Source organism: Salipaludibacillus aurantiacus (assembly GCF_900111295.1).
GTDB classification, from domain to species: domain Bacteria; phylum Bacillota; class Bacilli; order Bacillales; family Salisediminibacteriaceae; genus Salipaludibacillus; species Salipaludibacillus aurantiacus.
Genome location: NZ_FOGT01000001.1, coordinates 199,340 through 223,861, shown reverse-complemented (window position 1 = coordinate 223,861; position 24,522 = coordinate 199,340). Strand labels below are relative to the sequence as shown.

Genomic DNA, 24,522 nt, shown 5'->3' with positions numbered 1-24,522 from the left:
TTATACATAAACAGATAAATTAACCGATGATCATTCGCAGAGGAAGGTGGTTCCATTGTCTTACGAATTAAAAAATCAAGCTTCCGGGAAAGAGCAATGGGATATTAAAACGGAAGAGCATCCCTATAGTAAACCTTCTGAGTTTCCTCCCAGAAAAGAACTACATAATAACCGTCAAAAGTTAAAATTAAGAAAAGACAAAAAAAGAAAACAAAAAAGGCTCAACTTTCCACTGGTCAGGGTTTGGCTTATCCTTTTTCTTTTTTTAGTCGGATTCGTGGCCACCTCTCCTTTGTGGATGGCAAAATAAAAACGTGATCCTTCCACGTCCTTCTACTTTACATACCTAAATCTCTTCTTCACTGCATATGTTTTTAATGAAGGAGGTGGACAGGTTGAATGAAAGTAAAGGAGCGGCCTTTAAAAAAGTTGATGAATATTTAATTGAAGCGGTTATTAAAGCAAAGGAAAAGGAGACAGTTTCAGAAAAAAGAGTTATTCGGGCAGGGACTGCTGTCTTACTGTGTACCGGTTTTCTCGTCATGTATGTGATTTATCAATGGTCCCGGATGACGCAAATGGAATCTGCTTTCTTATTGAATCTTATAGCCGATCCCATAGTTTTAATGTTTATGCTGATTATTGGTCTGACTTATGCCATTCTGCAAAATGAAAAATATAAATATGAAAAAGCTGAAAAAGATTATGACCTTTTAAAAGAGGATATTATTGACAGGGCATCCGAAATATGGTCATCCCCCGAATCATGGGAAGAACGGGCTGAACTTTTCAGCGATTTAAAGCAAAAACATAATATAAACTTATACCATAAATAAATCGAGGTCATTTTGACCTCGATTTATTCTTATCCAAAAAATATAACTTCCTCTCTCGCAAATTGGTTCCCGTTTACACGAGCATGATTTAAATCCCAGTTTTCCAAAAAGCCAAACGCGACAGTTTTACATAAGACTGGACAGAAAACTTCAATCGGCAATCCCCATCTTTTTAACTCCAAAAAATCTTCATCAGTGACAAGAAACTGTTTTTTACATGTGATAATACTCAACAGTATCTCCACCTCCAAAAGACAGAATATTCTGATATGTTTATTATATCGAATGGAGTAATTATTTTCAACGGTTTTTTCATAAACCCAGTAAAGTTTTTTCAACGAAAAGGACTCCCTTTCATATAATATGAAGACGAAGATGAGAGGTGATGGTGGTGGAAGATATTAAAGGAACAAGACTGGACCCTTTATTGACAGTGGTTCTGCTTGTTATTATCATATCGTTTATATTAGGGATTGGAAACGGGGCTGAAGAGGCTGGCATAGAGGACGTTCTTTTACTTTCTTAAAAATTGTTTAATTTATTTAAGGTGTGGTTCTAGTGGCAAACTGGGAGAAAGGGATGAATACGGGTAAAAAACAAGCTTACAAAAAAAATGCATTTATTAACGAGGAGATTAAGGCCTTAACACCACAGCAGATTGCAGTCATAATAGCTTTGTTTACAAAAGTTCTAAAAGTAAGAGCAGTAATTCTTGATGTTAATCAGACAGTTGAGGTTGTACTTGCAGGAGATTTGAAAAGTAAAGAAGTAAACGATCTATTAAAAAAATTAAACAATGTCCCTGTAGATAAGTGGCTTAATATGCTACAAAAGTTCAACTAGTCCGAAAATATTAGTATTTTCTTAAGCGCCTGATAAAAGGTGCTTTTTTATTGAAAAAATTTATTAATTTTCACATATTTTTAACGTTTTTATGAATAAAACTTCAACTATATTGAAAGCGTTTTCAATATCCGATTATAATGAAGGGAGCAGGAGAGGGGGAGATTATTTGGGGAAGAAGTGTTTAATTGTGACAGGGCATTACGGGAGCGGAAAAACAGAATTTGCTATAGAGAAATCAATTGAAATAGGCAGCCGGCTGAATCGCACGTTTTTATGTGATCTTGATATTATAAATCCATATTTCCGGTCAAGGGATTATAAAAATATATTAGCTGAGAAAGGAATCAGTCTGGTGGCACCAGAGAACAAATTAATGAAAGCTGATTTGCCGATCGTCACGGGGGAAATGACTGCAAGGCTTAAAGACTATTCAGCTAACCTTATTTTAGATGTGGGCGGTGATGCCGACGGAGGTGCCGTACTTGGGCAGTTTTCTTCACTTTTACAGGAAAGGGGTTATGACTTTTTATTTGTCGTTAACCTTAACAGGCCTCATGTGTCCTCTGTAGAAGGGATCCTGTCAGCTATCAGGGGAGTGGAAAGAAGTTCAAGGCTTAAAGTGACAGGCTTAATAAATAATACTCATTTAGGCGGCGAAAGAATAACTGCGGAGGACTATATGCGGGGGATCGATGTTTGTAACGAAGTCGGTCAGGCATTGACTATTCCGCTGGTTTACAACATGCTCGAAAAAAAGGATTATTGCTCGTTAAAAAAGAATTTGTTATGTGAATCATTTAACAATGTGTTTGTATTTAAACGGAAGCTGGTGCCGCCCTGGCAGCAGTGGTCCAAAAAGGAGGGGACATTTAATGAAAGTAACTTTTAGGGAAGAAAGGTGCAAAGGGTGCTCGCTATGTGTCACTGTTTGCCCTCAGGAAATCATTAAGCTGTCTGAAAAGGTTAATAAGAGAGGGTATCAGCCTGCTGAAGTAGTTGACCAGGAAGCATGCACCAGCTGCTCGGCCTGCGCGATTATTTGTCCTGATGCGGTAATTACAATAAAACGTCCCGAACGAAAAAAAAGAAAAGCATCATAGACGAAAGAGGGGGATCTTATGGGGAAAGTATTAATGAAAGGGAATGAAGTGATTGGTGAAGCAGCTATTCATGCCGGGTGCATTTATTTTTTTGGCTATCCCATTACGCCTCAAAGCGAACTGGTCGCATATATGGCAAAAAGGCTTCCTGAAGTCAATGGCCTTTTCCTGCAGGCTGAGAGTGAAGTGGCTGCTATCAATATGGTTTATGGTGCGGCATCTGCAGGTGTCAGAGTAATGACGTCTTCATCCAGTCCAGGATTCAGTTTAAAGCAGGAAGGAATTTCTTACCTGGCAGGTGCTGAATTGCCGGCAGTCATTGTAAATATAGGTAGAGGCGGGCCTGGCCTTGGAAATATACAGCCTGCTCAATCTGATTACTTTCAGGTGACTAAAGGAGGCGGCCATGGTGATTATTACACACCTGTGCTGGCGCCAAGTACGCTTCAGGAAATTATTGAACTGACGTCTGAAGCATTCAGAATAGCAGACGACTACAGAACCCCGGTTATTCTGCTCGGTGACGGCATGCTTGGGCAAATGATGGAACCCGTAGAATTCAGAGGCATAGAAGAAAAGGAATTTAAAGAAAAAGACTGGGCGACTTCCGGTACAGAAGGAGATGGTCCTCCAAGAGTTATTACCTCTTTAGATTTAAGTGATATAAAACTTGAAGAGAGAAATAATCGGCTTCAGGAAAAATACAGTATGATAAAAAAGCAGGAAATTAAGGTGGATTCATTATATACAGAAGACGCGGAATACATCGTAATAGCTTATGGAACAGTTGCCAGAATGGTGCAAAGCGCTATTGAAAAAGCCAGGGAAGAAGGAATGAAAATCGGCCTCATCCGCCCGGTTACTTTATGGCCTTTTCCCAGTGAAGTAATTTCCCGAATAAGTGAAGACATTAAAGGGATTCTTGCTGTGGAAATGAGTGCTGGGCAGATGGTAGAAGATGTCAGGCTTGCAGTGGAAGGAAAAACCCCGGTGAGCTTCTACGGAAGGACAGGAGGCGTCATCCCTTCAGTGGAAGAGATTTATGAAGCTATTATGAAGCTTGGAAAAGGAGTGACTGCCTGATGAAAACTGTCTTTAAAAGAACAGCAGGTCTAAAAGACAATGACACCCACTATTGTCCCGGATGTACTCATGGAATCATTCACAGGCTTGTGGCTGAAACACTCGAGGAACTCGGGGCATTGGAAAGAACCGTAGGAGTCGCATCGGTAGGCTGTTCAGTATTGGCTTATGACTATTTTAATTGTGACATGACTCAGGCCGCTCACGGCCGGGCACCAGCAGTAGCTACCGGGATAAAAAGGGTCCTGCCGGATGACCGGCTGGTCTTTACGTATCAGGGAGATGGCGATCTAGCTTCTATAGGCATGGGAGAGATTGTACACAGCGCCGCACGAAGCGAGAACATAACTGTAATTTTTGTTAATAATGCTATTTACGGAATGACAGGGGGACAAATGGCTCCTACTTCATTAATAGGGCAAAAAACAGCTACTTCTCCTGGTGGCAGAACGCCTCGTGCCCAGGGGCTTCCAATAAGGGTCTCCGAAATGCTGGCTACTCTGGATGGCAGCACTTATATAGAAAGAGTTTCTACTCATAATGTTCCTCATATCATTAAAGCAAAAAAAGCTATTCGAAAAGCTTTTGAAACCCAGGAAAAACAGCAAGGGTTTTCTTTAATAGAAGTTTTATCGACTTGTCCAACTAATTGGGGGCTTACCCCCGAAGAATCTTTAGATTGGGTGCGGGATGAAATGATCCCATATTATCCATTAGGGATTTATAAAGATATCCGGAAGGAAAGGGAGGGGGTATAATGAAACAGGAATTAATTATCGCAGGTTTTGGAGGGCAGGGTGTCATGTCAATGGGGCAGCTGCTTGCCTACGCTGCCATGAAAGAAGGTAAAGAGGTTTCCTGGCTCCCTTCCTACGGACCTGAACAAAGGGGCGGAACGGCAAATGTTTCAGTTGTTATAAGTGACAGTAAGTTTGGTTCCCCGGTGATTGACAGGCCGACATCACTGATTGCCCTTAATAACCCTTCATTCCTAAAGTTTGAGCCTTTAGTAAAAGAAGGAGGAGATATTTTTATTAATGAAGACCTTGTAACCGTGCAAAGCGGAAGAAAAGATGTAACTGTTCACTTAATACCAGCCTTGACTGTAGCGAATGAATTAAATGAACAGAGAACTGCAGGAATGGTGATTCTAGGTGCTTTTATAACTAAAACGGGAATTTTAAAAACTGAAAGTCTTTTGGCAGCTTTAACTTATCTGCTTGGCAAGAAAAAAGACCATTTAATTCCAGTGAACAGACAAGCAATAGTAAGAGGAGAAAAAATAATAAAGAAAGCGCTTTCTTCAATAAATTGATAAAAGATGTTAAAATATCTCATGTACTTAAATGTACTTTAAAAGCAGATAGAGGAGTGATGACATGGGTCAGGATGTTAAATCTGATATTGAAATTGCACAAGCAAGCAGCATGGTAAAAGTTAAAGAACTGGTAAGTGACCTTCGCTTAAAAGAGGATGAATGGGAACCTTACGGCCATTATAAGGCGAAACTTTCCTTATCAGTGATGGACAGATTAAAGGATGAGCCTGACGGAAAAGTAATTCTCGTAACAGCAATTAACCCGACACCGGCAGGGGAAGGGAAATCGACAGTTACGGTAGGATTAGGCCAGGCTTTAAATAAAATTAACAAGAAAACGATGATCGCTTTAAGGGAACCATCTCTTGGCCCCACTATGGGAATTAAAGGCGGCGCTGCCGGCGGTGGTTATTCCCAGGTTGTTCCTATGGAAGATATCAACCTTCATTTTACCGGAGATATTCATGCCATTACTACAGCACATAACGCTCTGGCTGCTATGCTTGATAATCATGTACACAGGGGAAATGAACTAAACATCGATGTCAGAAGAGTGGTATGGAAACGGGTTCTCGATATGAATGACCGAGCGCTCCGTCAGGTAGTCGTAGGACTGGGCGGTCCTTTACAAGGTGTACCCAGGGAATCAGGGTTCGATATTACAGTCGCTTCTGAAATTATGGCCATTTTATGCCTTGCTACGAGCCTTAAGGACCTGAAAGAACGGCTGGCTAAAATTGTAGTCGCTTATACTGAAAAAGATGAGCCGGTTACAGCAAAAGATTTAAAAGCTGAAGGTGCGTTAACGTTATTATTAAAAGACGCTATGAAACCTAACCTGGTTCAAACGTTGGAAAATACCCCTGCTTTAATACATGGTGGACCTTTTGCTAATATTGCCCATGGGTGCAACAGTGTTATAGCGACAAAAATGGCCTCTAAACTTGGTGATTATGTGGTAACTGAAGCAGGTTTCGGAGCTGATTTAGGAGCAGAGAAGTTTCTTGATATAAAAACCAGAGCAGGAGATATTGATCCAAGTCTTGTAGTAATAGTAGCCACTATCAGGGCATTGAAGATGCACGGCGGTGTGCCTAAAGACAATTTAAAAGAAGAAAATGTGGAGGCACTTAAAAAAGGCCTTGCTAATTTAAAGAAGCATGTAGAAACGATCCGGTCTTTCGGTTTGCCGCATGTGGTAGCTATAAACCGTTTCATCCACGATACAGATACTGAAATTGATACATTAAAGTCATGGTGTGAGGAGCAAGGCATTAATGTAGAACTTGCTGATGTATGGGCAAAAGGCGGAGAAGGTGGAATAGCACTGGCTGAACGTGTGGTGAAAGAAATTGATGAGGGTGAAAAGAACTTTACCCACATGTATGAGTTGAATACTTCCATTGAAGAAAAAGTCGAATCTATAGCTAAAAAAGTATATGGAGCAAAGGGAGTAGAATTTTCTCCGCAAGCTAGAAAACAAATGAAAATTTATGAAGATAACGGTTGGGGGAAGTACCCTGTCTGTATGGCTAAAACGCAGTATTCATTATCTGATGACCCTAAAAAACTGGGGAGACCTGAAGATTTTGTTATATCCGTCAGAGAATTAAAACCTTCAGTAGGAGCAGGCTTTATTGTAGCTCTTACTGGAAATGTCATGACAATGCCGGGGCTGCCAAAAGAACCAGCAGCTGTAAAAATGGATGTAGATGAAAGTGGAAAAGCTCTCGGTTTATTTTAGCAGGGCTGTTAAACAGGAAAGAAATAGGTGCACCTTTTTTGATCAGAGGCTGGGACAATAGAATAGTAATCGTAAAGAAATCCGGACAAAAATTTCGAATTTTGTTCGGATGTTCTTTTTGAGAAAAGCAGTGATTTCCGTCCGCCAGGCGGACGGACGCTTGCCCTGCCCAGGGGCTTGTCCTTTTAATCTGCTGGTTCACTCTTGGCGAAGGCTTACCCGAGGGCTTGTCTTCAACTAACTTTCCCGAAGGATTGCTTCGGGAAAGTGGATTTTCAGACTTCGCCAATCCTCTGGGTGTCCTCGCCTTCGTTCATCGGAAAAATTTTTACTACAGGATTTACTTAATTCAACTCAGCCTGGAGCTTCGTTGCATTGGATCTTCAGCTTTAAACCCACTGATAGAATTATTGGCTGTCTTTTACAAACCTGGTTTTAGTTTTGTCCCAGGCTCGTTTTTTTTTTGTCTTGCAGTTTGATTCTGCCAGGCAGGAAAATTAAACTTTCACCAGCGACCAGAATAAAGCTTTTCAAATGATTGTCGTTTAAAACGTTTTAAGATATACTGAATCAAATTCGTTAAGATCATACTTGCAGTAAAAAAAAGGAGCTGCTCATGTTTATAGTTGTTTTTTTAATGACAGGTTTAATTTTGATTCTTTTTTATTCCTATTATCAAGCAAAAGGTTTGGTGATCACGGAAGAGGAAATTATGCTTCCCGGAATAGAACATACACAAAAAATGCTTTTTATTACTGATTTACATAAACGGCTTATAAAAGAAGACATGTTTTCTAAACTTCCGCCTGTAGATTTTGTTATTATTGGGGGCGATGCAGTTGAAAAAGGAGTTCCTGAAGAAATTATCAGCCGGAATTTATCCTTTCTCTCATCTTTAGGAACAGCTTTTTTTGTATGGGGGAATAATGATTACGAATTCGGGGAAAAAAAGTTAAGACATTTATTGGATAAATATAATATTCACGAGCTTAATAATTCCTCTTATTATATTGATCGCCCGGGGGCGGAATGGACCCTGGCTGGAGTTGAAGATTTAGGAACACTTCATGCAGACATAAACCGTGCACTTCAAGGTGCCAACGAACCAATCATCCTGGTTAGTCATAACCCTGATACAGCAAACCTTTTATTCAATTCTTACCCGAAAGTGGAAGCTGTATTGTCCGGCCACACACATGGAGGACAAATCAGGCTTGGACCATTTGCAGTGGGAGAAAAAGGCGGATGGAAAGTGAAAAACAATATTCCTGTATTTATCAGTAACGGGTTTGGAACGACAGGAATACCTTTCCGGCTAGGTGCCAAACCACAGATACATCTAATTACTCTTAAAAAGCGGCCATCTTATGAATAAACAGAAAAGAAAGCGGCTTTTACCACAGCTATGTGCCGGCCAAAACTCTTTAAGTTACAATGGCTCACTGCCTGAGGTCCTTTCTTTAATATTTGTTGCCGGCTCCGTTTCGCCTCGGGAGGCTTTTATACATTTCCCTTCTTTAGAATGTATAATTGCTTTATAAATATTGAACAATTGTTGCACAATGCCTTAAATAGACTATAATAAGCTTAGAAGTATAAATTGAAGAAGTAGGTGAAGCGTATGGCTGACCATCAGGGGAAATATAATATTAAAGCTATTTCAACTATGCTTGGTATTCATCCCGGCACGCTTAGAGCGTGGGAACGACGTTATAAATTAATTGAGCCTATAAGAAATGATGCGGGACACCGCCTTTATACAGATGATCAGTTAAACGTATTAAAATGGATTGTGAATAAAGTTAACCATGGGTTTACTATCGGACAAGCTGTGGAATTACTTGATAAACAAGATGTGATTGAAACGGTTAATGACGAAACTGTAAACAACAATCAAATGGATAATATTAAAGAGGACATTCTTCATTCGTTACTAAAATTTGAAGAGAGAAAAGCAAACGAACTACTCGATTACGCATTTAATGTTTTTTCTATTGAAAAAGTAGTTATCCACATACTGGGAAGTATCCTTATTGAAGTTGGTGATAAATGGGAAAAAAACGAAATTACTATCGCTCATGAGCATTTTTCCACCTCTTTCCTTCGGACACGAATAGGAATGGTTTTTCAGCATTTGCCTGTAAATGGCTTACTTCCAAAAGTTGTGACTGTTTGCGGACCTAATGAACAGCATGAAATTGGTTTATTAATTTTCAACTTTTATTTACGGAGAAGAGGTTATGAAACAGTGTATTTAGGGGCCGGTATACCTGGAGACGATGTAATTGACGCAGTGAGAGAAATAAATCCTAGAATGGTCATTATTTCCTGCACACTGACTGAACATCTGTCTGATACATTAAAGCTTACTGACGGGTTAAAAGAATTTTTTCCTGATTTGGTGGTCGGACTCGGAGGAGAAGCATTAAAAAACATCCCTCAATCTAGCAAAAAATTTTATGAGTCTTTTTTAGTTGGCGAGAATGAAGAAGAGTGGATGAAATGGCTGAAAAACCGATTATAAGAGGTGGAAATTGGGCTTTATAGCGCACCTTTTTAAGTTAGCCGTCATATTTTACATTAAATACTGTCACCGGAAAGAGAGAAAATCTCTTTCATTAACGCTGGCATGAATGAGGGAGGAACGTATATGCGCCTCGAAAGACTGGCTTATGATAAGATGAAAATATTTTTAACATATGAAGATCTCGAAAAACGCGGTATAACCACAGATAAAACGTGGGCTGAAGTGCCTGTCATAGATGAAATGTTTCAAGACATGATTACTGAAGCCAGTGAGGAACTTAATTTTGATCCCGACGGCCCTGTAGTTGTTGAAGTCTTCTCTATACCTGCCCAAGGGCTGGTCATTATAGTAACCAAAACAGAAGAATCATTGGATGACTTTGAAGAACCGGTCATTGAATGGCAGATTGGATTAGATCAGCCTGAAGAAGCTTTGATCTTCGAATTCAGTGATATAGAGCATGTCATCCAGCTTTCGAAAGTTCTTCACTGTCAGCAAATTTCCGAAGGAGCTCTTTACCATTATAAAGGCTCGTATTTCTTAAAATTTGAAAAAGAAGACTTCCTTCCTGAGTACAGAAAAATCCTCACTTCTGTTATACGGGAATATGCGAATAAATCTGAAATTTCGCCTTATGTACTGGAAGAATACGGGAAAATTATTTTTAACTCTATGGCGGTCAAAAATCTTAATAATTACTTTTCTTAGAAGCCTTTTCATCAAAGGCTTCTTAATTTTATTTATTGATTTTGGAAAATGAAGATAGAGAAGTGACAAATTAATCAGGAAAACTAAAAAGACAGTGGAAAAAAAGTGCTGACTTCTTTATAGTAATAGATAGAAGAGATACTATTATTATTGTAATTATATATATAAATTCAGGGGTGAAACCAATGAAAGAAAGTGAAAAGGCGGAAACAAAAGAAAATAATCAAAAGTCCAGCCAAAACGTGCTTGAGTCGACTCAAACGGTTGTTCATAAAGCGTTAGGGAAACTGGGTTATCCTGAAGAAGTATATGAGTTAATGAAGGAGCCTTTGCGAATGATGACCGTTCGTATTCCCGTAAGAATGGATAACGGGTCTATTAAAATATTTACAGGCTACAGAGCCCAGCATAATGATGCAGTTGGTCCAACAAAAGGGGGAGTACGTTTTCACCCTGACGTCTCAGAGACGGAAGTGAAAGCGTTGTCAATATGGATGAGCCTTAAAGCGGGAATTGTGGACTTGCCATACGGCGGCGGTAAAGGCGGTATAGTGTGTGATCCAAGAGAAATGTCCTTTCCTGAAATTGAACGATTAAGCCGGGGATATGTACGTGCAATCAGTCAAATTGTAGGGCCTACAAAAGACATTCCGGCTCCGGATGTATTCACCAACTCACAAATTATGGCATGGATGATGGATGAATACAGCCGCATGAAAGAATTTGATTCACCAGGCTTTATAACAGGTAAACCTCTTGTGCTTGGAGGTTCCCATGGCCGGGAGTCAGCTACAGCAAAGGGCGTTACTATTTGTATCCGTGAAGCAGCCAAGAAAAAAGGGATTAATTTAGAAGGGGCCAGAATTGTTATTCAAGGGTTTGGAAATGCAGGAAGCTTTCTTGCCAAATTTATGTATGACGCGGGGGCTAAAGTAGTAGGGATTTCTGATGTTTACGGAGGTCTGCATGATCCAGAAGGGCTTGATATAGATTATTTGCTTGATAGAAGAGACAGTTTCGGTACGGTATCTAAATTGTTTAAAGATACGATCTCCAATGAGGAACTTCTGGAGTTGGATTGTGATATTCTCGTTCCTGCGGCAATTGAGAATCAAATTACCGAACAGAATGTAGACCGTATTAAAGCAAATATTATTGTAGAAGCGGCGAACGGCCCGACGACAATTGAGGCTACAAAGCAGCTGAGTGAGCGGGGCGTGCTGCTCGTGCCTGATGTTCTCGCCAGTGCGGGAGGCGTAACAGTATCTTATTTTGAATGGGTCCAGAATAATCAAGGGTTTTACTGGGAAGAGGAGGAAGTTGAGAAGAGGCTAGAAAAAGTGATGGTGACAGCTTTTGATAATGTCTATCGTGTGTCTTCTACGCGGAAGGTGGACATGAGACTCGCAGCATACATGGTGGGCGTGCGAAAAATGGCAGAGGCGAGCAGGTTCCGCGGCTGGATTTAAATATTAATTTTCGTTAAGATAGATGTATTAGCTGAATCCCTTTACTCGTTTAAAGGGGTTCTTTTTGATTTTTCTAGCGAGGTGGAAAGAATGCAAAAGGAAGACGTTATCATAGTAGGTGCTGGGCCTTGCGGCTTATCGGCTGCTATTGAGTTGCAAAATGAAGGGTATACTCCTTTAGTAATTGAAAAAGGGAACATTGTTCATTCTTTATATAACTATCCAACCCATCAGCAATTTTTCAGTTCCAGTCAAAAGCTTTCAATTGGCGGGGTTCCTTTTTACAGTACTGAAAGGAAACCTAAAAGAAATGAAGCACTGGTTTATTACCGGGAAGTTGTTAGAGAGAAACAAATTAGAATTAATGCTTTTGAGGAAGTTTTAAAAGTAGATCCGGTAAATGAAGGAAAGTTTTATCTTGAAACGCTGCGTAAGACAGGCGAAAGCCACACATATGAGGCAAAGAATATTATTATCGCTACTGGATACTATGATTCCCCTAACTACATGGGAATAGAAGGAGAAAACCAGTCTCATGTGTTTCATTATTTTCATGAAGCTCACTCATTTTTTAATCAGAATGTCGCTGTTATAGGCGGGAAGAATTCAGCGGTTGATGCAGCGCTGGAATTGGAAAAAGCCGGCGCTAATGTTACGGTTTTTTATCGGGGCGACACTTATTCTTCAAGTGTAAAACCGTGGATTCTACCGGAGTTTGATGCATTAGTTAGAAACGGCGTTATACAAATGCATTTTGGAACTGCAATCAGTGAGATAAAAAAAGATGAGATTGTAGTTGAAAAGAATGGGGAAAGGAAATCTTACCCGGCAGACTTTGTTTTTGCCATGACCGGTTACCACCCTGATCATACATTTATAAAAGGAATGGGTGTGGCCATAGAAACTGAAACAGGACGACCATACTTTAATCCTCACACAATGGAAACCAATGTGGAGAATATTTATATTGCAGGGGTCATTGCTGCGGGGAATAATGCAAATGAGATATTTATTGAAAATGGGAGACATCACGGATCTTTGATTGCAAAACATATTACAGAGAAATAGAAGATGAAACAAAAAAAAGTATCTTAAAGAACACCGGAACAGTTTCTATGTTGTTCCGATGTTCTTTTTTAATCGGAATGATTTAGCTCGCCAGTCTGGCGCTTGCCCGAGGGCTTGTATTCAGCTGGCTTTCCCTCGCTACTGCTGGAAAATATGCTGAAGCTGGTCCATATCTGTTGTTTTTTCTAATGCCACCATTAATTTAATCCGCGCTTTTTGGCCGTTTAATCCATTCGTCAAAATAACTCCAAAATTTTTGAGTTGTCTGCCCCCTCCTTCATATCCATAAATATCCTGGACAATGCCGTTAAAGCACCTTGATACCAGTACTACAGGAATACCTCTGGCTACAAGTTCTTTAATCGGTTTCACTGTGGAAGGAGGCATATTTCCCTGGCCGAGTGCTTCAATAACAAGTCCATCCATTTGTATATTGCACACAGCGTCCAATATTTCCTTTTCCATGCCTGCTACAGCTTTTATAAGCAAAACTTTTTTTGAAAGAGAAGTAATTCTGAATTTTTCTCTTGCGGTAGGGGCGTGGTGGAAATGCACGCGTCTTTTAGTCACTATTCCGATCGGTCCGTACTGCGGACTTTGAAAAGTAGCTATATTACTAGTATGTGTCTTTGTTGCGTTTTTGGCTGTATGGATTTCATCGTTTAATACGACTAAAACTCCTTTATTTTTAGCTCCGTCACTCATGGCAGTTCTGATAGCGGATAATAAATTTGGCGGCCCGTCTGAACCAAGTTCATTACTTGAACGCATGGCGCCTGTAACGACTACCGGACAAGTATTTTTCAGAATAAGATCTAATAGGTAGGCTGTCTCTTCCAGTGTGTCTGTGCCGTGAGTAATTACAACGCCATCAAGGGCTTTTTCAGATACCCGCCTGTCGATTGTATTTGCTAAATCGACCATATGGTTTGTTGTCATATGCGGGGAAGGAATATTGAGAAAGTCTTCAATATAAAATTGGACGCCTTCCAGGCTGTTTAAAGTTAGATGTAAAGGATTTTCAGTATTAGGTTTTACTTCTCCTGTTTTTTTATCTTCGCTCATTGCAATGGTGCCGCCAGTATGTATAATAAGTATTTTTTTCACAAATGGATCCTCCTGATTTTTTAATTGCAATTAAGTTTCACATTTTTTAGTATATAAGTAACACCTTTAAATCCGGTGAGAAAGGAAAGGTGTCTGATGGTTCCAATTATAACAGCGGCATTTACTCCGGCCATAGCACTTTTAATTTTTTTTTATTTAAAAGATGAATTTGAACAAGAACCCTTGACAATGGTCATACGCTGTTTTATTTTTGGAACGCTGCTCGTATTTCCTGTCATGTTTATTCAGTTTGTTTTACAAAACGAAACCCGTTTTACTTCACCTTTTATAGAAACTTTTTTACAGGTAGCGCTCACCGAAGAATTTTTTAAATGGTTTATAGTGCTGGTTACAGTATTTTATCATGTCCATTTTAGTCAGCGGTATGATGGCATTGTTTACGCGACAGCTGTGGCTTTAGGATTTGCATCAGTGGAGAATCTTTTATATATTATAGCCCATGGGCTTGATACAGCTTTTATTAGAGCAGTTTTTCCAGTAACCAGCCACGCCTTATTTGGTGTAGTAATGGGGTACTATTTTGGAAAAGCTAAGTTTCAAAAGCAAAAGAGATACAGGTACTTATTTATGGCCTTTTTAATCCCTTATTTGCTTCACAGTCTCTACAATTTGATCCTCTTATCGATGAACCAGTGGATCTACGTCTTAATTCCTTTTATGGTTTTTCTATGGGTGTTCGCCTTAAAAAAAGTAAAGAAAGCAAATCAGCTTCAGGCAGTCCATTTAGTTAAACGGGAGACAGGGTAAGAAGTGCTTTTGTTGAACAGGTACCATTGTTCATTGTATAGTAATGGCAAATGGTTGTATAATTTCTTAAACATAACCGGTAAAAGGAGTGATCTTTTTGTCTGAAATAAAACAAAGATACAAAGTCATCATTCGCTGCCAGCAATGCGGGGAAAAATATATCCTGCGTGGCCGCCCTAAAGAAACAGGAGGGTATGATACAGGCTTTAAGCGTTGTGTGTGCGGCAATGAAGCACAATTTGATATGGACGTGTCACCTGAATAATATCTTTATTATTTTACAAGGTAAGAAAAAGGTGCGGATTCTATTCCGCACCTTTTTTTTATCTTGTTTTTCTTTATGGAATAAATTCAAAGCAATGGATAAAACTATGCTTATTCGCACCTCATATGACGAACAGCATGTTAAAAGGAGGATTACTATGAATGGGAAATATTTCAGGCTTTTTAGACAGTTTACGATATTAATGACCTTAATATGTGTCAGCATTCTTATTGTTCCGGATGATGCGGAAGCTTTCACACAACAGGTTATTCAGAAAGGTGCCACCGGTGATGATGTTGTAGAGCTGCAGGCAAGAATGCAATACAACGGTTATTATGACGGACCCATTGACGGGGTATTTGGATGGCAGACATACTGGTCTGTCCGAGAATTTCAGGAGCAGTTTGGCCTGGAGGTTGACGGACTGGTAGGAGAAGATATGAAAGATATGTTAGTCAGAGCTACCGAATATGATAAAGAATTTGTTCACAGAATGCTTAGGGAAGGAAGAGAATTTACGCACTACGGAGGTGTGGACAAACATATTCAGAAAGGCCCTAAAGGAAGCAGGGATGGGGCTGGGCGGACTGGAGGCCCGGAAAGGGACCGAAAAGAACAAGCGCCGCCTGAACAGCCTCGCGCCGAAGAACCGGCAAGAGAACCAGCAGCCGAACCAGCACCTGAACCTGAAAGACCTGCTGAAGAAGAAGTCCCGGCTCCAGCGGAGGAGGAACCAGCCCCTCAGGACGATGAGCCAAATATTCAAAAAGCAATGAATGTTCCAGACGGCTTTTCAGATAACGATATCAGGATAATGGCGCAGGCCGTTTACGGAGAAGCAAGAGGAGAACCATACGAAGGGCAGGTAGCAGTTGCGGCGGTCATTTTAAATCGTATAAACAGCCCGATCTTCCCTAATACCGTTTCAGATGTCATTTTTGAGCCAAGAGCCTTTACAGCAGTGGCTGATGGCCAGATCTGGATGGACCCTGATGAAGAAGCCAGGAAGGCTGTACTCGATGCCATAAACGGCCAGGACCCTTCCGGAAATGCTTTATATTATTTTAACCCTCAGACTGCTACCTCAGGGTGGATTTGGTCAAGACCTCAAATTAAACAAATTGGAAAACATATTTTTTGTGAATAAACTTTGGAGGTGAACAGGATGATGAGAAATATAGTAATAGGCGTACTTGCTGTGGCCTTAATCGGAACGGGCATGTGGGGCTTTAGGGAACAGGAAGAAAAAAACACAGTGATGATGCAGTCTGAAAATAATTATCAGCGCGCTTTTCATGATTTAACTTATCAAATTGATCTGCTTCATGATGAAATTGGTGCTACCTTGGCGATGAATTCAAAAGAGCGGCTGTCTCCTTCATTAGCTGATGTCTGGCGGATTACTTCTGAAGCGCAGAATGAGTTAGGGCAACTGCCTTTAGGTTTAATGCCGTTTACTAAAACTGAGGAGTTTTTATATAAAGTAGGAAACTTCTCTTACCGGCATGCTATTAGAGATCTTGATCAGGATCCTTTAACTGAAGAAAATTATGACGACTTAAAACAATTATATTCGCAAGCAGGAGAAATCCAGAAGGAATTGCGCAAAGTCCAGTCAATGGTTCTTAGAGAGAACTTGCGGTGGACAGATGTAGAGCTTGACTTAGCAGCTCAGGATGAGCCTCTGAACAATGCTGTAGTCAACGGTTTTCACATTATTGATGAAAAAGTCGGGGGCTTTTCCGAAGTTAATTTTGATAACGAGACTAACAAAGTGACCGGAAACGATGAAGATATTGAAAAAAATATAAAGAATGAAGATCAGATAAATGAAAATGAAGCGATAGATAAAGCAAGAGAGTTTCTTAATCAGGACTCGCTTGGAGATGTGCAAATTACTGAAACAGGCAAAGGACTTGCATATGAGGCATACAGCCTTGTGATCTCTGACGGCGAGCATGGCACAAATATTACTATGGATATAACTAAAAAGGGTGGTCACCCTGTATGGATGCTGAATGAAAGAGAAGTCCAGCAGGAAAAAATAAGCTTAAATGAAGCATCTGAGAAAGCTGAAGATTTCCTTGAAAGAAACGGCTATGACAATATGCAGCTAGTCGAAAGTAAACAATACGAAAATATAGGCGTTTTTCAATTTGTGAAGCTGGATGATGATGTAAGAATTTACACTGATGAAATTGTCGTAGATGTCGCTTTGGATGAAGGGGACATCGCAGGTTTTGAAAGTTTTGCTTACTTAGCAAACAACAAACAGGACCGGGAAACAGAGCTGGAAATATCAAAGGAAGAAGCCCAGGAACGCTTAAATCCTAATCTTAATGTGAAAGAACACCATGTGGCGGTGATAGAAAATCAATTAGAGGAAGAGGTGCTGTGCCACGAATTCTATGGGACAATAGATAACGACACCTACAGAATATTTATTAATGCCAAGAATGGAAGAGAAGAGCAGGTCGAGAAGCTTGATAATCCGGAACCGGTTTACCAGTAAATGAAAGAACGAAGAGCCTTGACGGGGCTCTTCGTTCTTTTCATAATAAAGGAAGACAGTCAGGGTCAAAAGAAGGAGTTTTTTTACTTACATAGAATCACTTAAGGTAGAGAGTAGTGTATTTAAAGGAGGGGCCCTTTGATTAAAATAGGAAGTACGATTCATATGGAAATGACAGATAAAAAAGATATTAGAAGATTCAGAAGTAAAATCCTTGATATGGAGTCAGGTGATATTTTTATTGATTTTCCTGTAGATGGTCAGAACCGCAAACCTGGTTTCTTTATAGAAGGCACCCAATTTAAAATTTGGTTTATAGGCGGGGATCAGGCTATTTATTTATTTGAGTCTGAAGTGAAGGGAATAGCTGATCGGCAAATCCCCATGTTAGTATTAAAAGGACCTATAGATAATAACTATATACGTATTCAGCGCCGTCAATATGTTAGAGTTGAGACTATGGCTGATGTTGCTGTGTACTCTGAGGGCGGAAAATTTGCTCCATTTACAACTCTAACTTCTGATTTGAGCGGAGGAGGCCTGTCTCTTCACTTGCCGGATGACTGTTCTTTAGGTGGCGGAGAACGCTTCAAAGTATATTTGGCGCTGCCCTTCCAGTCCGGAGAGACGGTTTATATTGAGGCTGCTGCTGAATTTATCAGATCGAAATTCGTAACAGGAAGGGCCATAGGTTCTGCAGAGTTTAAGAAAATTGAAGATGCAGACAGGCAGAAAATAGTCCGTTATTGTTATGAAAGGCAGCTTATAATAAATAAAAAAGAAAAGAAGCATCATAGCGCAGGCCAGTGCAATTTGAATAATTACAAATGATTCTGAAAAAATAGACCGTTCATGTATAATTATGATAATATATGGAGTGTAAACGCAATAAAATTACAGATTTTTTCTTAGAAAGGGTTGCAGCATGAAAACAGAAATGAATATTGCAATTGATGGGCCGGCCGGTGCAGGGAAAAGTACCGTCGCGAAATTGCTTGCAGAAAAATTATCCTTTGTTTACGTTGATACGGGTGCCATGTACCGTGCTTTAACCTGGTACGCACTTGAAAATAACGTAGACGTAAATAACGAGGGTATCTTAAATGAATTGCTTAAAGAAAGTGATATAGAGTTAGTGAATGAATCCGGTTCACTTAAAATTAAAATGAATCAAAAGGATATTAGTGAAGACATTCGATCTTCAGAAGTGACAAATAACGTATCCTATGTGGCTAAACATGAAAAGATAAGAAAGGAAATGGTAAGAAAACAGCAAAAGCTCGCACAAAAAGGCGGAGTGGTTATGGATGGCAGAGATATAGGTACAGCGGTTCTGCCGGCTGCAGAAGTAAAAGTATTTCTGACAGCATCTGTGGAAGAAAGGGCTAAAAGGCGGCATGAAGAACATTTATCAAAAGGCCTTCCTTCTGATTTAGCTTTATTAAAAGAAGAAATCGCCAAAAGGGATCAAATTGACTCAGAAAGAGAGTTTGCTCCGCTTAAAAAAGCTGAGGACGCGATTGAGTTAGATTCAACGTCGATGACTATTCACGAAGTAGTTGACCGAATCTATTCTATTGCAGCTGAAAGGGATGGGGCAGTTGAGTAAGTTATATTCCTTAGGACAATTTATTTGCAGAACTTATTTCCGGATCTTTTACCGTGTGAAAATAGAAGGAAAAGAGAATATACCTTCTAATAACGGAGTACTCCTTTGCAGTAATCATATCCATTTACTTGATCCTCCCCTCGTAGGGGCCTTTCTAAAGCGTCAAACGAGGTTTATGGCTAAAGCTGAACTCTTTCAAGCTCCCATTCTAAAACAGTTGCTGCCTAAGTTAGGGGCTTTTCCAATAAGGAGAGGGATGAGCGACCGGCAGGCGATGAGGACAGGTTTGAAGTTGCTGAAAGAATCGGAAGTAGTAGGTTTATTTCCAGAAGGCACCAGAAGCAAAACAGGAAAATTAGGAAAAGGTCTTACAGGTGTTGGTTTTTTCGCTCTACGCTCGAACGCAGCTGTTATTCCTTGTGCCGTTATAGGAAGCTACAAATGGTTTTCTACCCTGAAAGTGGTGTATGGTCCTCCGGTTGATATGGAAACCTTGCGGGAACGTAAAGCTTCTCCTGAAGAGGCCACACAACTGATTATGCAAGGCATACAGCAGCTGCTAAACGAAAACAGCAAGCGTGAGAAACAGGATTAAGGGAATATCTTTCAAATTGAAAGATGATATAAATAATCAGTATTCATGTATCCTGGCATTAGACCGGGACTTAGGGAGGTAACGTCGATGGTAGAAGAAATGAATAACGAAATGGCCGAATTTAATTCATTGTCAGTAGGTGATCTGACAAAAGGTACGGTCTCTAAAGTGGAGGAAAAACAAGCTTTTGTGAATGTCGGCTACAAAATGGATGGAGTATTGCCTATAAGTGAACTGTCCAGCCTTCATGTTGAGAAAGTTGATGATGTTTTGAAAGAAGGAGAAGAACATGAATTTAAGGTTATTAAATTAACCGAGGATGAGCTTGTTTTATCAAAAAAAGCTGTTGTGGCTGAACAGGCATGGAATGATATGGAGAAAAAGCTTGATTCAAAAGAAACCTTTGAAGCGGCCGTAGCAGACGTTGTGAAAGGCGGACTAGTGGTAGATGTAGGTGTCAGAGGGTTTATTCCCGCTTCATTAGTTGAGCGTCATTATGTAGAAGACTTTGCAGATTACAAAGGAAAAACCTTGCGCTTAAAAGTTGTTGAAATGGACCGTGAACGAAACAAACTGATTCTTTCTCAAAGAGCTGTTTTAGATGAGGAAGTTAATGAGAAAAAGAAAGAAACTTTATCTTCTGTAAAAGAAGGAGAAGTAATTGAAGGGCAAGTCCAGCGCTTAACAAGCTTTGGAGTATTTGTAGATATTGGAGGAGTAGACGGACTCGTACATATCTCTCAATTGGCTCACCATCATGTTGAAAAGCCTTCCGATATTGTGAGTGAAGGAGATACTGTTAAGGTTAAAGTGTTAGGTGTAGATCCTGACAATGAGCGAATTTCCCTTTCTATAAAAGATACACTTCCTGGACCTTGGGAACTTCTGGAGGGACAGGTTAAGCCAGGTGATGTTATCCAGGGCACGGTAAGAAGGCTTGTCTCTTTCGGAGCCTTTATAGAAGTAGCCCCAGGGGTTGAAGGCCTTGTCCATATTTCCCAAATTGCTAACAGGCATATTGGGACTCCAGGCGAGGTATTGAAAGAAGGAGAGACCGTCTCAGTGAAAGTACTGGATGTAAATACGAAGGATAAAAGAATTTCTTTAAGTATCCGCGCACTGGAAGAGGAAAGAGAAACTAAAGCTGAAAACGAAGCTAAACAGGAATACCAAAAAGAAGATGACCATGCCGGCTTTTCTTTAGGTGATGTGATCGGGGATCAACTTAAGAAATATAAGAATTAATTTATAAACAAGGGTTTTAGAGGTGATAAATTGAGCCGTGCAAAAAGAAAGTTAGATCATATTGAACATGCATTAGAAACAGGACAATCAAGAGCATCAGGGTTTGATGACATTCAATTTATTCACCGGACCTTTCCTGATATAAGCGTAGAAGAAGTGTCACTTTCAACTGACATCGGCGGACTTAATCTTAGTTCGCCGATTTTTATCAATGCCATGACAGGAGGCGGCGGTAAAGACACGGAAGTCATTAACCGCCAGCTTGCTCAAATTTCAAATGCTTTTAACATTCCGATGGCCGTGGGATCCCAAATGTCTGCTCTTAAAGATAAGAATGAAATGGATTCTTATAAAGTTGTCCGCCAGTACCATCCCAAAGGGTTGGTTTTTGCAAATGTAGGAAGTGAAGCAACAACGGACCAGGCAAAACTCTGCGTGAATATGCTTGAAGCGGATGCGCTGCAAATTCATATGAATGTTATTCAAGAGCTAGTCATGCCTGAAGGAGACCGGGACTTTACCGGGGCGCTGACAAGGATCGAACAAATTGTAAAAAGTAGTGAAGTTCCTGTCATTGTAAAAGAAGTTGGGTTTGGAATGAGCCGTGAAACGGTTTACCAGCTAAAAGAGATAGGTGTTAACTTCGTCGATATTGGAGGGTTTGGAGGAACAAACTTTTCACTAATTGAAAATGCACGCAGAACCAGAAGGATGGCATTTTTTGACCAGTGGGGGATCCCTACAGCAGCTGCGATTGCCGAAGCAAAGGCAGTTTCCGGTCCTGTTCATGTGTTAGCTACGGGCGGAATCCAAAATGCTTTTGATATTTCAAAGGCGTTAGCCCTCGGGGCAGAGGCAGCAGGTATGGCGGGCAGAGTTCTGAAATGGCTGAATGAAGAGGGGGAAGAGCAGACCATCCAGCAAATAAATGATCTCTTGGAAGATCTCACTATGATTATGGCTGCTCTTGGAGCCAGGAATATAAAAGAGCTTCAAAAAGTTCCTTTCATATTGACTGGTGAAATAAAAAATTGGTTAACAGAGAGACACATTGATACGGCGTTATTCGCAAACCGTCATATTTAAGCTTTTTTAAAGAAGCCAAAACAAAAGAATAGTAATCATAAAGAGATCCGAACAAAATTGAAAATTTTGTTCGGATGTTCTTTTTGAGAAAAGCAGTCATTTCAGTCAGCCAGGCGGACGCTTGTCCAGTCGTCTTTTACAAACTTTTTTTTAGTTTTGTTCCGGCCTCTTTTATTATGGCCTCATTAAATTAAATATTCAGGCATCTTTCAGGTTCTTCAGGTATGAATAGTAAACTAAAAGGTGAAACTGCTTATAAAAAGGGCGCTACTCTTATTTACAAGTGTGGTTGTACGGCAGTCCCTTTAATAAAGAAAGGATCGAAGAAATGGAAGGTGTTCTTTTTCACTGGATAGCCTGGATGTCTGTAATCAGTATTTATTTTTTTATGGGAGCTTCCTCCTATAGAACTCTGTTATTAGTATTCACCTTTACAACGATTATTTTCTCCTCTGTTAAACAGACTTTTTATTTCATAGAATGGAATCTGGCATGGGTTTGTTTTATTCTTCTATGTTTATACACAATGAGAAATCTGACAAATAAAGAACTTGTTAAAGGTTATTTAGTCAGTATTATAATTGCTAATTGTTTTTTTATGATTCATCGTGCAGCCTATTTAGAGCCTGTCTGGCTTTTATATTCGCCTCAATGGATGATTGTAGGAGCAAGCATGCCTTTATTGCTTATTTTCCTGCGAGGGATTTACAGCAGAATGTACAGTCTTATTTTAGGAATATTTCAAGGGATGGGGCTCTCAAAACTGACCATGGCTTTTTCGTCTGGCACTGTGACAGTTGGAGGAACTAACAGTATGTTTATTTTAGACGTCATTTCCCTGCTCGCCGGCTTGACTCTTGTCTGGTCTTTTCTTGAGTTTATTTCATTGAAGCTCACGGAATTAACTGTTAAAACGAGAGGGAGACCGGTCACTCTCAAATCCAAAATGAATGCTTAATATTTTGGCTCTATTAATTATGGAAGGTTAATTTTAGAAAAACCACTCACTTTCCTCTTAAAAATAAGCTCTTCTTTCCGTTGGAACATATGAATAGGTGGAGTAAATTTTATGCAAGCAGAACGAGTGGATGATGCCTTAATGCCTGATGTTCAGGGGTTTGCGCCTGTCCCCGGAGAACGATAAAAATATAATGCGGCATATGAAAATAAGAAAGGCGATAAAAAATCATTAGATAAACCTGCATTTCCTTAATGCAAGGTTTCTTTCCAATGGACTTCAACGTATAATGGTAAAGTGTGAATTTACAGATGAAAGCGAGGAAAATACTGTGCCAAAACCAGTATTAGCCATTGTTGGTCGACCAAATGTAGGAAAATCAACAATTTTTAACCGTATAGTAGGAGAAAGAATTGCAATTGTCGAAGATAAACCGGGAGTTACACGTGACCGTATATACAGTTCGGGCGAGTGGCTGCAGCATGAATTTTATATTATTGATACAGGAGGAATAGAAATAGGCGATGAACCATTACTGGAACAGATGCGTTATCAGGCCGAACTGGCTATTGAAGAAGCGGATGTCATCTGCTTTGCAGTTAATGGCAGAGAAGGATTAACTGCGGCGGATGAAGAGGTGGTCCAAATTCTTCATCGCTCTAAAAAGCCTGTCGTTGTCGCTGTTAACAAAATGGACGACCCTTCTATGCATGAAAAGCTTTATGAATTTTACAGCCTCGGAATAGGAGATGTGTTTCCGGTCTCAGGTTCACATGGTCTCGGGCTTGGAGATCTACTCGACCAAGTAGCATCTTACTTTCCAGCAGATGAAGAAGATCCTTACGATGAAGATACTATTCGTATGAGCCTCATCGGAAGACCAAACGTAGGAAAATCATCCCTCGTAAATGCTATCCTTGGCGAAGAGCGGGTGATTGTCAGTGATATCCCGGGTACAACGAGGGATGCGATAGACACGCCGTTTACGAAAGATGATCAGGACTATGTGGTAATAGATACCGCCGGGATGAGAAAACGCGGGAAAGTTTATGAATCAACTGAAAAATACAGTGTGCTCCGCGCATTGAAAGCTATCGAGCGGTCAGATGTGGTACTTGCTGTTATTAATGCGGAAGAAGGAATAATTGAACAGGATAAAAAAATTGCCGGGTATGCTCATGAGGCTGGCAGAGCTATTGTCATTGTCGTGAACAAATGGGATGCCGTTGAAAAAGATGATAAAACCATGAAAGAGTTTGAAGAGAAAATAAGAGATGAGTTCCAGTATCTCGACTATGCGCCTGTTATCTTTCTGTCCGCCAAAACAAAAAGAAGAATACAGCACTTGCTGCCGGCGGTTAAAGAAGTGAGCGAATCTCATAATATGCGTGTAAAAACCCATGTTCTGAACGATGTTATTGTCGATGCTGTAACAATGAACCCAACCCCGACTGATCATGGGGGACGAAGGCTTCGAATCAATTACGCTACACAAGTATCAGTCGGGCCGCCAACCTTTGTGCTGTTTGTCAATGATCCTGATTTACTGCATTTTTCCTATAGAAGGTATTTAGAGAATAAAATAAGAGCGGCGTTTGGATTCGCAGGAACTCCAATTCATATTATTGCAAGGAAAAAAAGCGATTAAATAAATGAAAGGTTGATTGAAGGGGGGATC

The 24,522-nt window shown here is 40.1% G+C and carries 28 protein-coding genes; 25 read left to right on the top strand and 3 right to left on the bottom strand.

Going from position 1 to position 24,522, the window contains the following annotated elements; all coding sequences use genetic code 11:
* Positions 1-395: 395 nt before the first annotated feature.
* Positions 396-836, top strand: coding sequence for a DUF2663 family protein (locus tag BMW59_RS01100; RefSeq protein ID WP_177174143.1), 441 nt, complete (start codon positions 396-398; stop codon positions 834-836).
* Between the two features lie 29 nt (positions 837-865).
* Here the strand turns inward: BMW59_RS01100 and BMW59_RS01095 are convergent, their stop codons facing one another.
* Positions 866-1,174, bottom strand: a complete 309-nt coding sequence (locus BMW59_RS01095; RefSeq protein WP_093047166.1) for a hypothetical protein — start codon at positions 1,172-1,174, stop codon at positions 866-868.
* A 53-nt stretch (positions 1,175-1,227) separates the two neighbouring features.
* On the opposite strand from BMW59_RS01095, the gene BMW59_RS22155 reads away from it, so the two are divergent.
* The 13 genes from BMW59_RS22155 to BMW59_RS01035 all read left to right on the top strand — a co-directional run bounded on the left by BMW59_RS22155 (position 1,228) and on the right by BMW59_RS01035 (position 12,699).
* Positions 1,228-1,362 (top strand): hypothetical protein, encoded by a 135-nt coding sequence (locus BMW59_RS22155; RefSeq protein ID WP_281244189.1) that lies wholly within the window; start codon positions 1,228-1,230, stop codon positions 1,360-1,362.
* A 32-nt stretch (positions 1,363-1,394) separates the two neighbouring features.
* Positions 1,395-1,679 carry a hypothetical protein gene (locus BMW59_RS01090; protein WP_245732891.1) on the top strand — a complete coding sequence of 95 codons (285 nt, stop codon included), beginning with the start codon at positions 1,395-1,397 and terminating at the stop codon, positions 1,677-1,679.
* A gap of 169 nt (positions 1,680-1,848) precedes the next feature.
* Positions 1,849-2,571: a hypothetical protein gene (locus BMW59_RS01085; protein ID WP_093047165.1), complete on the top strand. Its 723-nt coding sequence runs from the start codon at positions 1,849-1,851 to the stop codon at positions 2,569-2,571.
* Positions 2,555-2,782: a 4Fe-4S dicluster domain-containing protein gene (locus tag BMW59_RS01080; protein WP_093047164.1), complete on the top strand. Its 228-nt coding sequence runs from the start codon at positions 2,555-2,557 to the stop codon at positions 2,780-2,782. The genes BMW59_RS01085 and BMW59_RS01080 overlap by 17 nt, the downstream gene beginning before the upstream one ends.
* Positions 2,783-2,800: 18 nt before the next feature.
* The gene (locus tag BMW59_RS01075) at positions 2,801-3,865 is read left to right on the top strand and encodes a 3-methyl-2-oxobutanoate dehydrogenase subunit VorB (RefSeq protein ID WP_093047163.1); all 1,065 of its coding nucleotides are present in this window, start codon (positions 2,801-2,803) and stop codon (positions 3,863-3,865) included.
* Positions 3,865-4,623, top strand: coding sequence for a thiamine pyrophosphate-dependent enzyme (locus tag BMW59_RS01070; protein ID WP_093047162.1), 759 nt, complete (start codon positions 3,865-3,867; stop codon positions 4,621-4,623). The genes BMW59_RS01075 and BMW59_RS01070 overlap by 1 nt, the downstream gene beginning before the upstream one ends.
* Complete coding sequence (locus BMW59_RS01065; protein WP_093047161.1) at positions 4,623-5,180, top strand: 2-oxoacid:ferredoxin oxidoreductase subunit gamma family protein; 558 nt, start codon at positions 4,623-4,625, stop codon at positions 5,178-5,180. The genes BMW59_RS01070 and BMW59_RS01065 overlap by 1 nt, the downstream gene beginning before the upstream one ends.
* A gap of 64 nt (positions 5,181-5,244) precedes the next feature.
* The gene (locus BMW59_RS01060) at positions 5,245-6,927 is read left to right on the top strand and encodes a formate--tetrahydrofolate ligase (RefSeq protein ID WP_093047160.1); all 1,683 of its coding nucleotides are present in this window, start codon (positions 5,245-5,247) and stop codon (positions 6,925-6,927) included.
* 616 nt (positions 6,928-7,543) lie between these two features.
* A complete protein-coding gene (locus tag BMW59_RS01055; RefSeq protein ID WP_093047159.1) occupies positions 7,544-8,302 on the top strand; it encodes a metallophosphoesterase in 759 nt (252 codons plus the stop codon).
* A 246-nt stretch (positions 8,303-8,548) separates the two neighbouring features.
* A complete protein-coding gene (locus BMW59_RS01050) occupies positions 8,549-9,451 on the top strand; it encodes a MerR family transcriptional regulator (RefSeq protein WP_093047158.1) in 903 nt (300 codons plus the stop codon).
* 126 nt (positions 9,452-9,577) lie between these two features.
* Complete coding sequence (locus BMW59_RS01045; protein WP_177174142.1) at positions 9,578-10,162, top strand: adaptor protein MecA; 585 nt, start codon at positions 9,578-9,580, stop codon at positions 10,160-10,162.
* A gap of 185 nt (positions 10,163-10,347) precedes the next feature.
* Positions 10,348-11,631, top strand: coding sequence for a Glu/Leu/Phe/Val family dehydrogenase (locus tag BMW59_RS01040; protein ID WP_093047156.1), 1,284 nt, complete (start codon positions 10,348-10,350; stop codon positions 11,629-11,631).
* A 90-nt stretch (positions 11,632-11,721) separates the two neighbouring features.
* Positions 11,722-12,699: a YpdA family putative bacillithiol disulfide reductase gene (locus BMW59_RS01035; protein ID WP_093047155.1), complete on the top strand. Its 978-nt coding sequence runs from the start codon at positions 11,722-11,724 to the stop codon at positions 12,697-12,699.
* Between the two features lie 138 nt (positions 12,700-12,837).
* Here BMW59_RS01035 and BMW59_RS01030 read toward each other — a convergent pair whose 3' ends face one another.
* Positions 12,838-13,806 (bottom strand): asparaginase, encoded by a 969-nt coding sequence (locus BMW59_RS01030; RefSeq protein WP_093047154.1) that lies wholly within the window; start codon positions 13,804-13,806, stop codon positions 12,838-12,840.
* Between the two features lie 96 nt (positions 13,807-13,902).
* Here BMW59_RS01030 and prsW point away from each other — a divergent pair, with 96 nt between their 5' ends.
* The 10 genes from prsW (at position 13,903) to BMW59_RS00985 (ending at position 22,844) form a co-directional block, all read left to right on the top strand.
* Positions 13,903-14,574, top strand: a complete 672-nt coding sequence (prsW, locus tag BMW59_RS01025) for a glutamic-type intramembrane protease PrsW (protein WP_093047153.1) — start codon at positions 13,903-13,905, stop codon at positions 14,572-14,574.
* A gap of 97 nt (positions 14,575-14,671) precedes the next feature.
* A complete protein-coding gene (locus tag BMW59_RS21465; protein ID WP_177174141.1) occupies positions 14,672-14,839 on the top strand; it encodes a hypothetical protein in 168 nt (55 codons plus the stop codon).
* A 157-nt stretch (positions 14,840-14,996) separates the two neighbouring features.
* Entirely contained in the window at positions 14,997-15,986 is a 990-nt protein-coding gene (gene sleB / locus BMW59_RS01020; RefSeq protein ID WP_425441243.1) for a spore cortex-lytic enzyme, read from the top strand.
* 18 nt (positions 15,987-16,004) lie between these two features.
* Positions 16,005-17,351 (top strand): germination protein YpeB, encoded by a 1,347-nt coding sequence (gene ypeB, locus BMW59_RS01015; protein ID WP_093047152.1) that lies wholly within the window; start codon positions 16,005-16,007, stop codon positions 17,349-17,351.
* A gap of 138 nt (positions 17,352-17,489) precedes the next feature.
* A complete protein-coding gene (locus tag BMW59_RS01010; protein WP_093047151.1) occupies positions 17,490-18,182 on the top strand; it encodes a flagellar brake protein in 693 nt (230 codons plus the stop codon).
* 94 nt (positions 18,183-18,276) lie between these two features.
* Positions 18,277-18,960, top strand: coding sequence for a (d)CMP kinase (gene cmk / locus BMW59_RS01005; RefSeq protein ID WP_093047150.1), 684 nt, complete (start codon positions 18,277-18,279; stop codon positions 18,958-18,960).
* 22 nt (positions 18,961-18,982) lie between these two features.
* Complete coding sequence (locus BMW59_RS01000; protein WP_425441247.1) at positions 18,983-19,555, top strand: lysophospholipid acyltransferase family protein; 573 nt, start codon at positions 18,983-18,985, stop codon at positions 19,553-19,555.
* 87 nt (positions 19,556-19,642) lie between these two features.
* On the top strand, positions 19,643-20,800 hold the full coding sequence (gene rpsA, locus BMW59_RS00995; RefSeq protein ID WP_093047148.1) for a 30S ribosomal protein S1: 1,158 nt from the start codon (positions 19,643-19,645) through the stop codon (positions 20,798-20,800).
* A 30-nt stretch (positions 20,801-20,830) separates the two neighbouring features.
* Positions 20,831-21,886 carry a type 2 isopentenyl-diphosphate Delta-isomerase gene (gene fni, locus BMW59_RS00990; RefSeq protein WP_093047147.1) on the top strand — a complete coding sequence of 352 codons (1,056 nt, stop codon included), beginning with the start codon at positions 20,831-20,833 and terminating at the stop codon, positions 21,884-21,886.
* 328 nt (positions 21,887-22,214) lie between these two features.
* Positions 22,215-22,844 carry a YphA family membrane protein gene (locus BMW59_RS00985; protein ID WP_093047146.1) on the top strand — a complete coding sequence of 210 codons (630 nt, stop codon included), beginning with the start codon at positions 22,215-22,217 and terminating at the stop codon, positions 22,842-22,844.
* Positions 22,845-22,953: 109 nt separating this feature from the next.
* Here BMW59_RS00985 and BMW59_RS22150 read toward each other — a convergent pair whose 3' ends face one another.
* The gene (locus tag BMW59_RS22150; RefSeq protein ID WP_281244188.1) at positions 22,954-23,076 is read right to left on the bottom strand and encodes a hypothetical protein; all 123 of its coding nucleotides are present in this window, start codon (positions 23,074-23,076) and stop codon (positions 22,954-22,956) included.
* Positions 23,077-23,175: 99 nt separating this feature from the next.
* Here BMW59_RS22150 and der point away from each other — a divergent pair, with 99 nt between their 5' ends.
* Positions 23,176-24,492 carry a ribosome biogenesis GTPase Der gene (der, locus tag BMW59_RS00980; RefSeq protein ID WP_093047335.1) on the top strand — a complete coding sequence of 439 codons (1,317 nt, stop codon included), beginning with the start codon at positions 23,176-23,178 and terminating at the stop codon, positions 24,490-24,492.
* Positions 24,493-24,522: the final 30 nt, after the last annotated feature.

Excerpts from the sequence above, each read along its gene's own strand:
- BMW59_RS01080 (WP_093047164.1), top strand. The coding sequence starts at position 2,555 with ATGAAAGTAACTTTTAGGGAAGAAAGGTGCAAAGGGTGCTCGCTATGT.
- BMW59_RS01075 (WP_093047163.1), top strand. The coding sequence starts at position 2,801 with ATGGGGAAAGTATTAATGAAAGGGAATGAAGTGATTGGTGAAGCAGCT.
- BMW59_RS01070 (WP_093047162.1), top strand. The coding sequence starts at position 3,865 with ATGAAAACTGTCTTTAAAAGAACAGCAGGTCTAAAAGACAATGACACC.
- BMW59_RS01065 (WP_093047161.1), top strand. The coding sequence starts at position 4,623 with ATGAAACAGGAATTAATTATCGCAGGTTTTGGAGGGCAGGGTGTCATG.
- BMW59_RS01060 (WP_093047160.1), top strand. The coding sequence starts at position 5,245 with ATGGGTCAGGATGTTAAATCTGATATTGAAATTGCACAAGCAAGCAGC.
- BMW59_RS01055 (WP_093047159.1), top strand. The coding sequence starts at position 7,544 with ATGTTTATAGTTGTTTTTTTAATGACAGGTTTAATTTTGATTCTTTTT.
- BMW59_RS01050 (WP_093047158.1), top strand. The coding sequence starts at position 8,549 with ATGGCTGACCATCAGGGGAAATATAATATTAAAGCTATTTCAACTATG.
- BMW59_RS01045 (WP_177174142.1), top strand. The coding sequence starts at position 9,578 with ATGCGCCTCGAAAGACTGGCTTATGATAAGATGAAAATATTTTTAACA.
- BMW59_RS01040 (WP_093047156.1), top strand. The coding sequence starts at position 10,348 with ATGAAAGAAAGTGAAAAGGCGGAAACAAAAGAAAATAATCAAAAGTCC.
- BMW59_RS01035 (WP_093047155.1), top strand. The coding sequence starts at position 11,722 with ATGCAAAAGGAAGACGTTATCATAGTAGGTGCTGGGCCTTGCGGCTTA.
- prsW (WP_093047153.1), top strand. The coding sequence starts at position 13,903 with ATGGTTCCAATTATAACAGCGGCATTTACTCCGGCCATAGCACTTTTA.
- sleB (WP_425441243.1), top strand. The coding sequence starts at position 14,997 with ATGAATGGGAAATATTTCAGGCTTTTTAGACAGTTTACGATATTAATG.
- ypeB (WP_093047152.1), top strand. The coding sequence starts at position 16,005 with ATGATGAGAAATATAGTAATAGGCGTACTTGCTGTGGCCTTAATCGGA.
- cmk (WP_093047150.1), top strand. The coding sequence starts at position 18,277 with ATGAAAACAGAAATGAATATTGCAATTGATGGGCCGGCCGGTGCAGGG.
- rpsA (WP_093047148.1), top strand. The coding sequence starts at position 19,643 with ATGGTAGAAGAAATGAATAACGAAATGGCCGAATTTAATTCATTGTCA.
- BMW59_RS00985 (WP_093047146.1), top strand. The coding sequence starts at position 22,215 with ATGGAAGGTGTTCTTTTTCACTGGATAGCCTGGATGTCTGTAATCAGT.
- BMW59_RS22150 (WP_281244188.1), bottom strand. The coding sequence starts at position 23,076 with ATGATTTTTTATCGCCTTTCTTATTTTCATATGCCGCATTATATTTTT.